The organism is Gemmatimonas sp. UBA7669 (genome assembly GCF_002483225.1).
Taxonomy (GTDB): Bacteria; Gemmatimonadota; Gemmatimonadetes; order Gemmatimonadales; family Gemmatimonadaceae; genus Gemmatimonas.
Window position 1 is genome coordinate 1 of sequence record NZ_DLHL01000058.1, and the last position, 13,983, is coordinate 13,983.

12 protein-coding genes are annotated in these 13,983 nt (G+C 65.4%); 5 read left to right on the forward strand and 7 right to left on the reverse strand.

Features of this window, described 5'->3' with window-relative positions; genetic code table 11:
- Positions 1–179 precede the first annotated feature (179 nt).
- The gene (locus tag B2747_RS18155) at positions 180–791 is read right to left on the reverse strand and encodes a Maf family protein (RefSeq protein ID WP_291164329.1); all 612 of its coding nucleotides are present in this window, start codon (positions 789–791) and stop codon (positions 180–182) included.
- A 101-nt stretch (positions 792–892) separates the two neighbouring features.
- Between B2747_RS18155 and B2747_RS18160 the strand changes: the two genes are divergently transcribed.
- Positions 893–2,107: a trans-sulfuration enzyme family protein gene (locus tag B2747_RS18160; RefSeq protein WP_291164332.1), complete on the forward strand. Its 1,215-nt coding sequence runs from the start codon at positions 893–895 to the stop codon at positions 2,105–2,107.
- 61 nt (positions 2,108–2,168) lie between these two features.
- On the opposite strand, the gene dtd is transcribed toward B2747_RS18160, so the two are convergent.
- Entirely contained in the window at positions 2,169–2,663 is a 495-nt protein-coding gene (dtd, locus tag B2747_RS18165) for a D-aminoacyl-tRNA deacylase (RefSeq protein ID WP_291164335.1), read from the reverse strand.
- A gap of 59 nt (positions 2,664–2,722) precedes the next feature.
- On the opposite strand from dtd, the gene B2747_RS18170 reads away from it, so the two are divergent.
- The gene (locus B2747_RS18170; protein WP_291164338.1) at positions 2,723–4,309 is read left to right on the forward strand and encodes a hypothetical protein; all 1,587 of its coding nucleotides are present in this window, start codon (positions 2,723–2,725) and stop codon (positions 4,307–4,309) included.
- 122 nt (positions 4,310–4,431) lie between these two features.
- Here B2747_RS18170 and B2747_RS18175 read toward each other — a convergent pair whose 3' ends face one another.
- Together B2747_RS18175 and B2747_RS18180 are read right to left on the reverse strand one after the other, a co-directional pair.
- Positions 4,432–6,072, reverse strand: coding sequence for a peptide chain release factor 3 (locus B2747_RS18175; protein ID WP_291164340.1), 1,641 nt, complete (start codon positions 6,070–6,072; stop codon positions 4,432–4,434).
- A gap of 73 nt (positions 6,073–6,145) precedes the next feature.
- A complete protein-coding gene (locus B2747_RS18180; RefSeq protein WP_343125925.1) occupies positions 6,146–6,514 on the reverse strand; it encodes a GNAT family N-acetyltransferase in 369 nt (122 codons plus the stop codon).
- Here B2747_RS18180 and B2747_RS18185 point away from each other — a divergent pair.
- Positions 6,487–7,344 (forward strand): ankyrin repeat domain-containing protein, encoded by an 858-nt coding sequence (locus tag B2747_RS18185; RefSeq protein WP_291164346.1) that lies wholly within the window; start codon positions 6,487–6,489, stop codon positions 7,342–7,344. The two genes, B2747_RS18180 and B2747_RS18185, sit on opposite strands and share 28 nt — an antisense overlap.
- Here the strand turns inward: B2747_RS18185 and glmS are convergent.
- Together glmS and glmM are read right to left on the reverse strand one after the other, a co-directional pair.
- Positions 7,331–9,157, reverse strand: coding sequence for a glutamine--fructose-6-phosphate transaminase (isomerizing) (glmS, locus tag B2747_RS18190; RefSeq protein ID WP_291164349.1), 1,827 nt, complete (start codon positions 9,155–9,157; stop codon positions 7,331–7,333). The genes B2747_RS18185 and glmS overlap by 14 nt on opposite strands.
- A gap of 11 nt (positions 9,158–9,168) precedes the next feature.
- Positions 9,169–10,560 (reverse strand): phosphoglucosamine mutase, encoded by a 1,392-nt coding sequence (gene glmM / locus B2747_RS18195; RefSeq protein ID WP_291164352.1) that lies wholly within the window; start codon positions 10,558–10,560, stop codon positions 9,169–9,171.
- A gap of 211 nt (positions 10,561–10,771) precedes the next feature.
- Here glmM and B2747_RS18200 point away from each other — a divergent pair, with 211 nt between their 5' ends.
- The gene (locus B2747_RS18200; protein WP_291164354.1) at positions 10,772–11,506 is read left to right on the forward strand and encodes a hypothetical protein; all 735 of its coding nucleotides are present in this window, start codon (positions 10,772–10,774) and stop codon (positions 11,504–11,506) included.
- Positions 11,507–11,531: 25 nt separating this feature from the next.
- Here B2747_RS18200 and B2747_RS18205 read toward each other — a convergent pair whose 3' ends face one another.
- Entirely contained in the window at positions 11,532–12,617 is a 1,086-nt protein-coding gene (locus B2747_RS18205) for an HD domain-containing phosphohydrolase (protein WP_291164357.1), read from the reverse strand.
- Between the two features lie 176 nt (positions 12,618–12,793).
- On the opposite strand from B2747_RS18205, the gene B2747_RS18210 reads away from it, so the two are divergent.
- Positions 12,794–13,963: a trans-sulfuration enzyme family protein gene (locus B2747_RS18210; protein WP_291164360.1), complete on the forward strand. Its 1,170-nt coding sequence runs from the start codon at positions 12,794–12,796 to the stop codon at positions 13,961–13,963.
- The last annotated feature ends 20 nt before the right edge of the window (positions 13,964–13,983 follow it).

The following is a 13,983-nucleotide window of genomic DNA, read 5'->3' on the forward strand; positions in this document are numbered from 1 at the left end:
CGACTTTTTCAGCACCCTGTTAGGTCCCTGCTAGATACAAGGTCCCTGCTAGATACAAGGATGGGAGGGGCGGGCCACGGGGGCATGAGGGTATGCATGCCCCCGTGGCCCGCCTCTCTGATCCCCAGATCCTCCTATCCTCACACCTTCAGTTCACCGATCCAGCCGAAAGCACACCATCACGCCGCGGTGACTGGCCCGAACGCATATCGGTAACCAAGGCCCCGGATCAGCCCCACCAGTCGCCCCAACGGCAACCCCATCACCGCGAAGTAATCGCCATCCACGCGCTCCACGATCGTGGCGCCGTACCCCTGGATGCCGTAGGCCCCCGCCTTGTCCATCGGCTCGCCGGTGTCCACATAGGCGGCAATGAGTTCGGGCGAGAGCTCACGAAACGTGACGCCAACCGACTCCACGCCCGAGCGGACCTCGCCCTGATGCGCCACGGCAACCGCGGTGTGCACCACGTGTGCGCGGCCGGCAAGACGGGTCAGCATGGCGATGGCCTCATCACGGCTGCCCGGTTTGCCGAGGATGTCGCCATCCACCACGACAATGGTGTCCGAGCCGATGACCACGGCCTCCGGATGCTGCGCAGCCAGCGTCTCGGCCTTGCTGCGCGCCAGGCGCTCGCAGTGGGGAACGGGCTCTTCGCCCGGCCAGACGGTTTCGTCGATATCAGCAGGCAGTACGTCATGCGTGATGCCCACCAGCGTAAGCAGTTCACGGCGGCGGGGCGACTGGGACGCGAGAATGACGCGGACCGGGAGCGAGGACGGGTTCGGCATGCGCTAAGTTTATCGGCGGCCAAGGCGTCGCGCACCCGCGTGTGTACCCGGCCGCTGCAGCGATTTCTGCAACGAATCCTGATCATTCCCACGAGCCCGTCATGTCCGCAGAGCATCCGTTCGATCCGTCGGCCCTGGCGTTCGAGACGCTGGCCGTGCGCGCCCAGCACCCGGTGTCGCCGGAGCGCGAGCATTCGGTGCCGCTCTATCTGACGTCGAGCTTTCGCTTCGATGACGCCGAGCACGCGCGTGCCCTGTTCGCGGAGGAGGTGACGGGCAATATGTACAGCCGCTATGCCAATCCCAACACCGACGAGTTTGTGCACAAGCTCTGTTTGTTGGAAGCCGGTGCCGACGCGGTGCGCGAAGGATCAGTGGATGGCATTGCGACGGCGTCCGGCATGTCGGCCGTGTTCACGGCCATTGCGGCGCGGGTCAGCAGTGGGGATCACGTGCTCGCGTCGCGCGCGCTGTTTGGTTCCACACATCAGATTTTCACGCGCATCCTGCCCAAGTGGGGGGTGTCGCACGATTACGCCGATGTGAGCGATCCGTCGTCATGGGAGCGGCTTGTTCGGCCCTCCACGCGTTTGATCTTTGTGGAAACGCCGAGCAACCCCGGACTTGAACTGCTTGACCTCGCCTGGCTTGCGGCGTTCGCGAACGCGCGCGGCATCCCGTTGGTGGTGGACAATTGTTTTGCCACGCCCTATCTGCAGCGTCCCCTCGCGCTCGGCGCCAGCGTGGTGGTGCACAGTGCCACCAAGTTCATCGATGGTCAGGGCCGCGTGCTGGGCGGTGCCATCGTGGGCGCACGCGACTATCTGGCCGAATGTCGTTTCTTCGCGCGGCATACCGGGCCGGCGCTGGGTGCGTTCAATGCCTGGCTGCTCAGCAAGTCGCTGGAAACGCTGACCGTGCGCATGGATCGCCACTGCAGCAATGCCCTCACACTCGCGCAGCATTTTGAGGGGCACGCCGCTATCGAGTCGGTGCGCTATCCCTTTCTCCCCTCACATCCGCAGTATGACCTGGCCCGTCGTCAGATGACGCAGGGCGGTGGCATTGTGGTGCTCAATTTGCGCGGAGGACTCGACGCCGGTCGCCGCGCCCTCGATCGCCTGCGCCTGTGCTCACACTCCGCCAACCTCGGAGACACGCGCACCATCGTCACGCATCCGGCATCGACCACGCACAGCAAGTTGAGCGCGGCCGAGCGCGCCGCCGTTGGCATTGGCGATGGCCTGCTCCGGGTCAGTGTGGGGCTTGAACAGGTAACCGACGTTATCGCCGATCTGGAACAGGCGCTCGCGTAGGCAAGCGAAACGGGGCCGACCTGAGCGTAACGAGGGACGCGCGGTAAAAAGCGCGAGCGGCCTAGCCCGGGGGATTATCCAATGGGCCCGCTCCCGCCTCGCGCTCCAGCCAAAGCGTGACCGGACCGTCATTTACCAGTTCCACGTCCATCATGGCTCCGAACTCGCCCGTGGAAACCTTAGCGCCCCGCTGGCGCAAAAGGGATACAAATTGGTTATATAGTGGTCTGGCGATCTCGGGTTTAGCGGCCTCCCCGAAGCTGGGGCGGCGCCCCTTTCGAGCATCGCCGTAGAGCGTGAACTGGGACACAACCAGCAATTCGCCATCGATTTCTGTCAGATCCCGGTTAAGTTTCCCGGTATCGTCGGGGAAGAGGCGAAGGCCGAGAATTTTTTCGGCCATCCATTCCAGCTCCGCCTGCGAATCGGTATGCGTGATCCCCACCAGCAACAGGTACCCGTGCCCGATACGGCCCGTCACACGGCCGTGAGGTTCCGACTCGTTCTCTCGAATGCGCACTTCGGCGCGTGACACGCGTTGGAGGAGTATTCGCATGGCACACAAAGTTGGACTCGAGCGTTGTGCGACGGTAGTCGCGTGTCGTTTCGGGGACAATGTCAATCAACACCACCGTGCAACCACGCCTTGCTCTTCACTTCGAACTGACGCCGCGCTCGGCGGCGACAGACGCTGATACCGCCTTCCTCGCCGCTTGTGTGGCGTGGCTGGGTCTGGATCAGGGACAACAGCTCAGCTGGGATGCGCCCTCCAACCACACGTTGGACGGCGGCCGCATTCTCCGGTGGGCCCCCTTCCACGACGAAGGCTCGTCGTTGGCCGACATCGTGGTGCATGCACCCGATCCACTCGACCGCGCGCTTCAGTGGTCCACGCATGTGACCTATGTCTGCACCACCAACGCGAGTGGTGCGATGCAGCGTCAGGTCAATATCCGCGTGGGCACCGAAGGTGGTGCGCCCAACGGCGCACCGCCGCCAGTGCGCCCGCCGCGCCTGCTCTCAGAGCTCGACGCCGCATTCACGCTGGTGTCCAACGACGGTCCGCTGCAGCGTGTCCCCACCCAGCTTGAGGCCGGGACGCTCGACGCCTTCGTGCGCTTCGTGCTCTGCGATCCCGCGCGCACCATGCCCGTGCTGTTGCTCACCGAACTGCCCGACGGCGGTTTCGTGATGCCGCCCGAGCAGTTCGCCAGCGAGATGTTCGGACTGGGCCTCTGCTTCCAGCTCCGTCACTCGGACACCTTCGCGCTGTCTGACGCTGTTGGTGGCCACGCCCGCTCGGTGTTCCTTGGTTCGGCTCGCGCCTATCTGCCGGGCTTCACGCTCGAATCCGACCCGTTCCAGCATCCGCTGGTCCTGGCTCGCGCGCTGGCCCTGCCGGGCGAGCGTCGTCGCCTCGTCCAGCGTCTCGCTGAAGTGTCGGTGGCGCGTCCGTTCTCCGATCCTGCGGTTGCCGACGTGCTGCGCGACAAGCGCGCGGCGGCGTACAGCAAGCGCCCGGACTCGGCCGAGGCCCTCGCGGCCGCCGAGTCGGGTGTCGAGATGGACAAGACGCAGATGATCTCGCTGGTCCGCCAGCTTGAAGAGGCCGTTCGTGCGGCAGAAGGCGAGTTGGCGCGCACCCGCGAGCGTCTCGTCGAGTCGCGTCAGCTGCTCGAGCACGAGCGGTCCATGGCTCGCTCGCTGCGCACCACGCTTGCGGCGCTCAAGGAGCGGCAGCCCATCAGCAAGCCGGCCAGCGACGCGCCGCAGTCGGTGCTCGAAGCCGTGGAGCGTGCGCAGGCCATGTACAGCGACGCGCTGCGTATCCTGCCGTCGGCGCACAGCTCGGCTCGTGAGTCGGAGTTCCCCGATCCCGATACGGCGTGGTCGTACCTCAAGGCCCTCGGTGAAGTGGGGCGTCGTCGTCAGGACCGTGCACTCAGCCGTCCGCTCGGTGAAGTCTTCGCCGATCTCGGCGTGGACTACTCGCCGGGCCCCAACGATCCGACGCGCAAGACCCCGTACATCTTCCGCGATGGCGATCGGGAAGTGGAAGCCGCGGATCAGCTGCGCAAGGGCAGCAACCCGGTGACCTGCCTGCGCATCTACTTCGCCAGCACGGAAGACGGTGGCTTCGTCATCGGTCACGTGGGCAAGCAGATCGACACGATTCCGAAGCCGGTTCCGGCGGCGGAGTAACGGCAGCCGAAGGTTGAAGGAGTAGGCAGGACAACTCAGGACCCAAAACTTGAACCCACCACCCGGAACTGATCAGTTTCGAGTGGTGGGTTCAGGTTTTTGGGTCGTGAGTTGGTTCGAACTTACGGCGCCGTCTCGTGAAACTGCACGCTGGTCTCATGCTGCAGCGCACGACGAAGCGCCCACTGGTCCTGGAAGAGCACGACCACATTGCCCTTATGATCGTACACTTTCATGCGGCCAAGACCCGTCGCCACCTTCTCCACGTCCTTGGCTGGGCCCGTGAGCCAGCGCGGCCAGCGATAGCTCATCTTCTCGAACTTGCAGGGTGCGGCGTATTCGTACTCGAGACGGAAGGCCATGACGTCGAACTGCAGCTGACCGACCGCGCCCACGATTGGCTGTGAGCCGGCACTGGTTTCGGCGAAGAACACCTGCGCCGCCCCTTCCTCGGTGAGCTGACGCAGGCCGAGGTCGAACTGCTTGCGCTTCATGGGGTCGGCCGGCATGGCGCGCGCAAAGTGCTCCGGCGCGAATCGCGGAATGCCCTGGAACTCCAGCTTGCCGTCGCCGCCAAGCGTGTCACCGATGCGCAGATTGCCGCGGTCCATCACGCCAATCACATCACCCGGCCAGGCCTCCTCAATGGCCACCCGATCACGCGCCATGAACTGCTGCGGCGCAGCGAGCCGCATGGGCTTGCCCGTGCGCTGATGCAGCACCTGCATGTTGGCCTCGAAATGTCCCGACACCACACGCAGAAAGGCCACGCGGTCGCGGTGCTTGGGGTCCATGTTCGCCTGAATCTTGAACACGAAACCGGTGAACTCCGGCTGCGCCGGATTCACGGGACCCACGCTGGACTCGCGCGGCCCCGGCGCCGGTGCCAGCTCGAGAAACTCGCGCAGGAAGGGCTCGATGCCGAAGTTGGTGAGCGCCGAACCAAAGAACACGGGCGTGAGGGCGCCATCGATGACCCGCTGATGGTCGTACTCATGACCGGCCGCATCGAGCAGCTCGATATCGGTCATGAGGCGATCGAACGCGCCCTCACCCATGACATCGACCAGCTTGGGATCGTCGATGCTGACGATGGTGTCATCAGCGCGTGTCGCGCCGCGATCGCCACTGCGCTCAAAGAGATGCACTTCGCGCTTGAGGCGATCGTAGACGCCCACGAAGGTGTCATTCTCGAACACCGGCCAGGTGGCCGCGAAGCAGTCGATCCCGAGATCGGCTTCAACGTCCTGAATGAGCTTGAGCGGGTCTTCACCGTGCCGGTCGCACTTGTTGACCAGCGTGAAGATGGGCGTGCGGCGCATCTTGCACACGTCGAAGAGCTGACGTGTGCGCTCCTCGACACCCTTGCGATTGTCGAGCAGCATGATGGCGCTGTCGGCGGCCACCAGCGTGCGATAGGTGTCTTCGCTGAAGTCTTCGTGACCCGGCGTGTCGAGCAGGTTGAGCTGGTAGCCCAGAAACTCGAACTGCAGCACCGAGCTGGTGACGGAGATGCCGCGCTCCTGCTCGAGCTTCATCCAGTCCGACGTGGCATGCCGGGTGGCACGCCGCGCCTTCACCGAACCGGCCAGATGGATGGCGCCGCCGTAGAGCAGCAGCTTTTCAGTGAGCGTGGTCTTGCCGGCGTCCGGGTGCGAGATGATCGCAAAGGTGCGGCGGCGGGCGATCTCACGCTCCAGGCGCGAGCTGTCCACCGGCAGCTCATTGGCGCCGGATTCGGTCGGGGTCACAGCATCGGTCATAGCCCTGAAAGATAATCAGGGCCGGAACCGGGGTTGGGGCTGCGTGCGACCCGCCGGGCCGGCTTCGGCGCCCCTAGAGCAGCACGTCGGCCAGCTCGGGGCGCTTGGCGAACTGGGCCGAGGCAAAGGGACAGGTGGCCATGACCTTGGTGCCGGTTTCCCGGGCCCAGCGCACCAGTTCTGCCAGCAGCGCCTGCCCAAGTCCCTGCCCTCCGTAGGCCGGATTGACCTCGGTATGGTCGATGATGATGAGATCGGGTCGTCCGCGGCTGTAGGTCATGACGGCGGCGTGCTTCCCGTCACGGTCAATGCGGAAGCGGCCGCGGTGGCCGTCTTCGTCGTGGTGGATGACATCGGGACTGTCGCTCATGCCATCAGTGTGGCAGCTGGTCCAGATTGGCGCTAGACTCGGGAGTGGACGACACCCGGTTCGAACAGGCAGTGGATGCCGTTGTGCAGGGCGACCTTGAGGCGCTGAGGCTGTTGCTGCGCGCGGACGCCTCCCTCGTCGAACAGCGCTCCGCCCGCAGCCACCATGCGACGCTGCTGCACTACGTCGCGGCGAATGGCGTGGAGAATTTTCGACAGCGCACACCATCCAACATTGTCCGCATCGCCGAGTGTCTGCTGGACGCCGGCGCCGACGTCAAAGCCACCTGCGATGTGTACGGTGGCGGCGCAGACACGCTGGGGCTCGTGGTCACCAGTGCGCACCCTCGGGCAATAGGCGTTCAGTTGCCATTGGCTGATCTGTTGCTCGCACGTGGCGCCATATTGCGTCCGCGGCTGGTGCGCGACAGCCTCGCCAACGGATGCCCGGAGGCTGCCACGCACATTGGCGCGATTTGCCTGCAGCGCGGCATGCCGCTTGGCCTTCAGGAACTGGCCGGCATGGGGGAGACGCGGCGTGTGGCCGACCTGCTGGTGCAAGAATCGTCGTCAGACTCTGAACGCGGCGAGGCCATGACCATGGCGGCATGGTACAACCGCGCCCCGGCGCTCATGGCCTTGCTCGACGCCGGCGTGGCGGTGGACACACCCAACAGCGACGGTGCAACCGCTCTGCACGTGGCCGCCTACGCTGGTCATTTCGACCTGGTGCACATGCTCTGCGCCCGCAGCGCGGACGTACATCGTCGCGACGCGCGCTACGACAGTACCCCGCGCACGTGGGCTCAGCACGCCTGGCAGGTGGACGGCAAGGGGCCCGAGGCAATGTACCGGGCCATCATCGACCACCTGCAGCAGGCGGAGTCGCTTACTCGACCGTGACGCTCTTGGCGAGGTTGCGCGGCTGATCCACGTTGCAGCCGCGCTTGACGGCGATGTAGTACGCCAGCAACTGCAGCGGCACCGAGGCGAGAATCGGCGTGAGCAGATCCTCGGTCTCCGGGATGCGGAACTCGTAGTCGATCTTGCCGGCCAGGCTGGGCTCGTCGCGCGTGGTGATGGCGATGACCTTGCCCTTGCGCGCCTTCACTTCCTGGATGTTCGACGTGATCTTGTCGAACACCGCGTCGTGCGGCGCGATGCACACCACCGGCATCATCTCGTCGATGAGCGCGATAGGGCCGTGCTTCATCTCGGCCGCCGGATAGCCCTCGGCGTGAATGTACGAGATTTCCTTGAGCTTGAGCGCGCCCTCGAGCGCGGCCGGGAAGTTGTAGCCGCGACCGAGGTAGAGGAAATTCGTGGCCCGCTTGAACTCTTCCGCCAACTGCTCGATTTCGTCGGCCCGATCGAGAATGCTCTGAATCTGCTCGGGCAGCCTGGCCATGGCCTGCGCAATGGCTCGGCCCCGCGCCACACTCAGGTCGCGCAGACGCGCCAGCTTGAGCGTGAAGAGCGCCAACGCCACCACCTGACTGGTGAAGGCCTTGGTGCTGGCCACACCGATCTCGGGGCCGGCGTGCAGGTAGATGCCGCCGTCATCTTCGCGGGCGATGGTGCTGCCCACCTGGTTCACGAGACCCAGCGTGCGTGCGCCGCGGCGCTTGGCCTCACGCATGGCTGCCAGCGTGTCCGCCGTTTCGCCGGACTGCGAGATCACAATGCACAGCGTGCGCGGCGTGACGATGGGATTGCGGTAACGGAACTCCGACGCGTACTCCACCTCCACTGGAATGCGGCACAGCTCCTCGATCATCATCTCGCCGATGAGCGCCGAGTGCCAGCTCGTGCCGCAAGCCGTGATGATGATGTTGTCGACGGCCAGCAGGTCTTCCTTGGAGATATTGAGACCGCCAAGCTTGGAGAAACCTTCCTCGAGAATGAGACGGCCACGCATGGTGTTCTCCACCGTGGTCGGCTGCTCGAAGATCTCCTTGAGCATGAAATGCGGATAGCCACCGCGCTCGATCTGCGCGAGGTCCCAGTCGATGCGCGTGACGGGCTTCTCGCGAATGACCGAATCGAGATCCAGCACGTGGTAGCCGTCACGCGTGACCACGGCAATGTCGCCGTCATCGAGGTAGACGACCTGTCGCGTGTGCGCGAGGATGGCCGAGGCGTCGGAGGCGACGAAGTACTCGCCGTCACCGATTCCCACGAGCAAGGGGCTGCCCTTGCGCGCGGCCACGATCTTGTCCTTCTCGTCACTCGAGATGACGGCAATACCGTAAGTGCCGTCCACCTGACGCAGGGCCTCAATGACGGCCGCCTCGAGGTTGCCGGCGTAGGCCGTCTCGATGAGGTGCGACAACACCTCCGTGTCCGTGTCAGACTTGAACACATAACCGCGCGCTTCGAGTCCGGCCTTGAGCGAGGTGGCGTTCTCGATGATGCCGTTGTGCACCACGGCGATCTTGCCGTTCTGGCTCACGTGCGGATGCGCGTTCTGTTCGTTCGGCGGACCGTGCGTGGCCCAGCGCGTATGCGCAATGCCCAACGTGCCATGCGGCGGGTTGGACGCAATGGCCGACTCGAGGCGCGCGATCTTGCCGGCCGCACGGCGTGTCTCCACGCCGTTGCCGTTCATGATGGCCACGCCGGCCGAGTCATAGCCGCGATACTCGAGGCGCTTGAGGCCTTCGATGAGCATCGGCGTGGCGATCTTGTCACCGATGTAGCCAACGATTCCACACATGGGCGGTCAGGTCAAAGGGAAACGAGTGCGTCCAGCGGGCCGCGGGCCTGCGCGATGAGCGCGCGGGCGTCGGCGTCGGTCGGGGCTTCAGCGATCACACGCACGATGGGTTCGGTGCCCGACGGGCGCAGGTGCACCCAGCGGTCACTCCAATCGAGGCGCAGACCGTCCTGCGTATCGGCGCGCGCGTCGGCAAAGGCCGCGCGCAGCGCCTCGTACACCGCATCGAGCGGTGCATCGGGGCGATCCAGCTTGTCCTTCACGATCACATACTGCGGGCGTTCCGCCTTGAGCTGCGAAAGCGGACGTCCTTCTTCGTGCATGAGCTGCAGCATGAGCGCCGCACCCAGCGGCGCGTCGCGGCCCAAATGCAACTCGGGCAGAATCACACCACCGTTGCCCTCACCGCCAATCGTGGCGCCAAGATCGCGCATGGCGAGCGCCACATTCACTTCGCCCACCTTGGCAAAATGAAAGGGCACACCCATCTCGTCGGCGACGTCGGAGACGACCTTGCTGGTGGAGAGATTGGTCACCACCGGGCCGCGCCGATGCCGCAGCACCGCGCGCACTGCGAAGGCCAGCGTGTAGTCTTCACCGGGCGCCTTGCCGTCATCCAGCACCAGTGCGAGCCGATCGACATCCGGATCGGTCGCGAATCCCACATGGGCCTGCGTGGCACGCACCAGCGCTTCGAGCTCACCGAGGTTCTCGGGCACCGGCTCGGGCGGCCGATGGAAGCGCCCGTCGCTCTCCATGTTGATGCCGTACACCTCGCAGCCCAACTCACTCAGCAACGCGGGCATGATGACGCTGCCCGCGCCATGGCAGCAGTCGAGCGCAACACGGAATCGGCGGGAGCGGATGCCCTCCACATCAAGCCACGGCAGCGCAAGCAGCTGCTCAAGATGCCGCGCGACCGCCTCGTCATCACGCGTGATGTGACCGAGCTTGTCCCAGGTGGCGCGCGGAATGCCGGAGTCGAGCAGCGCCCGCATCTCCGCGCCTTCGGCCGCGGAAAGAAACAGTCCGGAGGGGCCAATGAACTTGAGTGCGTTCCACTCGATGGGGTTGTGACTGGCCGTGATGCCAAGGCCACCCGCGGCGTGGTGATGCTCCACCGCCAGCTGAATAGTGGGCGTGGGCGCCATACCGATGTCGATCACGGTGCAGCCCACCGACTCGAGCGCGCCATGTACAATGCGGGTGAACATGGGCCCCGACACGCGACTGTCGCGGCCCACGACGACCTTGAAGTTGCCGTCGCGTGAGGCCCACGCGCCGAACGCCGCCGCAAAGGTCGCGACCACCTCGGGCGTGAGCGCTTCCGCCACGCGCCCGCGCACTCCCGACACACTCACCATCAACCCATCGAACGCCATCGGTCTCCTCGTCGAGATCATGCCGGACCGACCGGGGTGGTCGGCATCCAGCGGCCGGCCCGTCCTGTCCCGTCAGTCCGGTCACGTGGAAACTAGGGGTGTCACGTGACGGGAACCAACAGTCACCACAGGAATGCGGGTCCTAGGCTGTCAGGAATACGACGACCAGGCAGACCCGGCGTTACGGTGGCGGCCCAGGTCCGCCCACCGGCCGGCGCTGCTATTGTGCGAGATGGATCCGCTCGGACTGCTTCCCTATGCCCTGGCCGCCGGCGGTGGCCGGGTGGACGGCCACGAAGCCTCGGCGCTGGTAGCGGCCGGTTTCACGCTGCTGCAGCGCTCGCTGCCTCTCGTGCGGGCACTCGGCACGGGGCCCGTGGCTGTACGGCCCGCTCGTTGGGCCGACTTTCTGGTCGCGTTGGCGGCGAGTGACGGGCGTGGCCTTTGTGTGCGGCCTCCGCATCAGGAAGCAGCCGGCTTCCTCTACCCGGAGCGGGAGCTGGCAGAGCTGAGCGTGGACCTGCGGGCCGCCCCTCTGCAGGCGACGGTGTCCACGTCGCAGCACACGCAGGTGGTGGACCTCGGTTCACATTTCGGGCTCGACCTGATCGGCGACACGGAGACAGCGGGTCGCGAGGAACCCTGCCTCACGCTGGGTGATCAGGCGCGGTGGATTTCGCACCGTCAGCTGCTGCACGATGCGCGCGCTGGGATGGCGGCACACGCCTTCACGCCGGTGCATCGCACCCTGGTGTGCACCCCATTCACGAACTACGACGGCCTCGTGCTGGGCGTGCTCGCGCCTCTACTGGCTGGTGGTGCGGTGCTGACGGGTGCTTCGCTTGGCGTGCAGGAGGTGCATGCGGTGCTGGCGGACGGCGAGGCCAATGTGGTGGTGTGTGGGCCGGACATGGAATTGCCGCCGGAGACCACAGCGCGTGTCATCCGCGTACCGCTGAGTTTGTAAGCGCGGCGCGGGTATCATCAACAGCTCACGCCACCAGCGTCAGTTCCCGGCGCCGCCGCACGTTCCAGTCGGGACGCAGCGCGTGATCGCGCTCCAGCGCCAACTTGAACGCCGTCACGCAGCACGGATCAAACTGCGTACCGGCGTGGCGCTCCAGTTCCTCCAGGGCCTCTTCCACCGACATGCCGTCACGATACGGACGGCCGCTGGTCATGGCGTCGAAACTGTCGGCCACGGCCGTGATGCGCGTCTCGAGCGGAATGCACGGCCCGATCAACTGATCCGGCGTGCCCTCACCATCGAAACGCTCGTGATGCGAACGCACCACTGCCAGCGCATGTGGCATGTCACGCAGCAGCGGCGAAAGAATGCGCCAACCAATCACCGGATGCTCCATCACGTGCGCATACTCCTCGCCCGTGAGTGGCCCCGGCTTGTTGAGCACCGCTTCCCGCACACCAATTTTGCCAATGTCATGCAGACGGCTGCCCAGCTCGAGTTGCGTGCGCAGCGTGTCGGACACCTGCAGCACATCGGCAATGGCCATCGCATAGCGCGACACCCGCGTGGAATGTCCCCAGGTGTACGCGTCCTTCACTTCCAATGCGTCGGCCAATGACTGCAACGAGGCCAGAAACAGTTCCTCGTACTGGCTGGCCTGCTCCGCCACGCGTGCTTCGAGCTGTGCCCGATACGCCGCATTCTCGCGCAGCAATCGGCGCTTGGCCATGGCCTGCGCCACGCGGGCGCGCACTTCGTCGGCGGCAAAAGGCTTGGTGAGATAGTCCAGCGCCCCGCCTTCAAGACACTTCACGGCCAACTGCACATCGGCTGTGGCGGTGATGATCACCACGGCCGTTTCCGGGGCTCGCACCTGAATGGCCGCCAGCAATGCGGCGCCGTCCATGACCGGCATGTGATAGTCGGACAACACCAGCGGAACGGGGTGCTGAGCCAGCACCGCCAGCGCCTCGTCGCCAGAACCCGCTTCATGGCACACGAAACCATCAGCCTGCATGACGCGGCGCAGCAGCGCTCGCATGCCGGGTTCGTCGTCCACGATGAGGCAGGCGCGCTCGGACGCGCCAGCTTGCCGGAGGGTGTCCGGCATCGTCAGGCCGCCGGTTCTGGATCGCGCGGAAAGACCGGCCACACGACGGCGGGCGGCACAGGCGTCACGGCCGGCCGTCGTGCCCCGAGTCGCAGCGCGCTCCGCGTGCCGACTCGACCACCTCGGCTCCCGACGCTAGCTTGAGCCGAACCTTCCCCCCGAATCACCCGGAGCCCATGACGCGCATTTTCGACGAAGACCTCGCGGGTGGCCTGTCCACTCGCGCCATTCATGCGGGCCAGCGGCCCGACCCCGTGTCCGGCGCCATCATGACGCCGCTCTACCTCACCAGCACCTACGTGCAGGAGAGCATCGGGGTCAACAAGGGATACGAGTACGCCCGGGGCAAGAACCCGACCCGACAGGCGCTGGAACGCAATGTGGCCACACTCGAAGGTGGCCGGCACGGCTTTGCCTTCGGCAGCGGCATGGGCTGCCTCGACTCGATCATGAAGTTGTTCAAGGCCGGTGATCACATCGTGTGCGCCGAAAACGTGTACGGCGGCACCTTCCGGCTGTTCGATCGAATTCTGCGGCATATGGGGTTGTCCTTCACCTACGTGGATACGAGTGATCCGCAGCGGGTCGAAGAGGCCATGACCTCCGCCACGCGCGCACTGCTCGTGGAGACGCCCACCAATCCGCTCATGCGGCTCACCGACCTGCGCGCCATGGCGGACATTGCCGGGCGTCACGATGCACTGCTCGTGGTGGACAACACGTTTGCGACTCCCATCTACCAGCGTCCGCTGGAGCTGGGCGCGCACATCGTGTGGCACTCCACGACCAAGTACATCAACGGTCATTCTGATATGATCGGCGGCCTCGCCGTGGTACTTGAGGACGAGCTCGCCGATCGGCTCCAGTTCATTCTGAACGCCGCCGGTGCCGTGCCGGGCCCCTTCGATGCCTGGTTGGCGCTGCGCGGCACCAAGACCCTGCCGCTGCGCATGAAGCAGCACGACATCAACGGCCGGGCCATCGCCGAGTACCTGGCGGGCCGACTCGGACCCGAGCGGGTCATTTACCCGGGGCTCCCCCATCACCCGCATCACGAACTGGCCAAGCGGCAGATGTCGGCCTTCGGCGGCATGATGACGCTTGATCTCGGCACGCAGGACAACGCGCGTCGCTTTCTCGAGCGGGTGCGGGTTTTCTCGCTGGCCGAGTCCCTGGGCGGGGTGGAAAGCCTCACCAATCACCCCTTCACCATGACCCATGGCTCCGTACCGGCCGAGGTGAAGCAGGCCATGGGCCTGACCGACGGCATGGTGCGCCTGTCCTGCGGCATCGAGGACGCCGAGGACCTGATCGAGGATCTCGAGCAGGCGCTGGTGGGGATCTAGCAGGGTGCTGAAAAACCGGT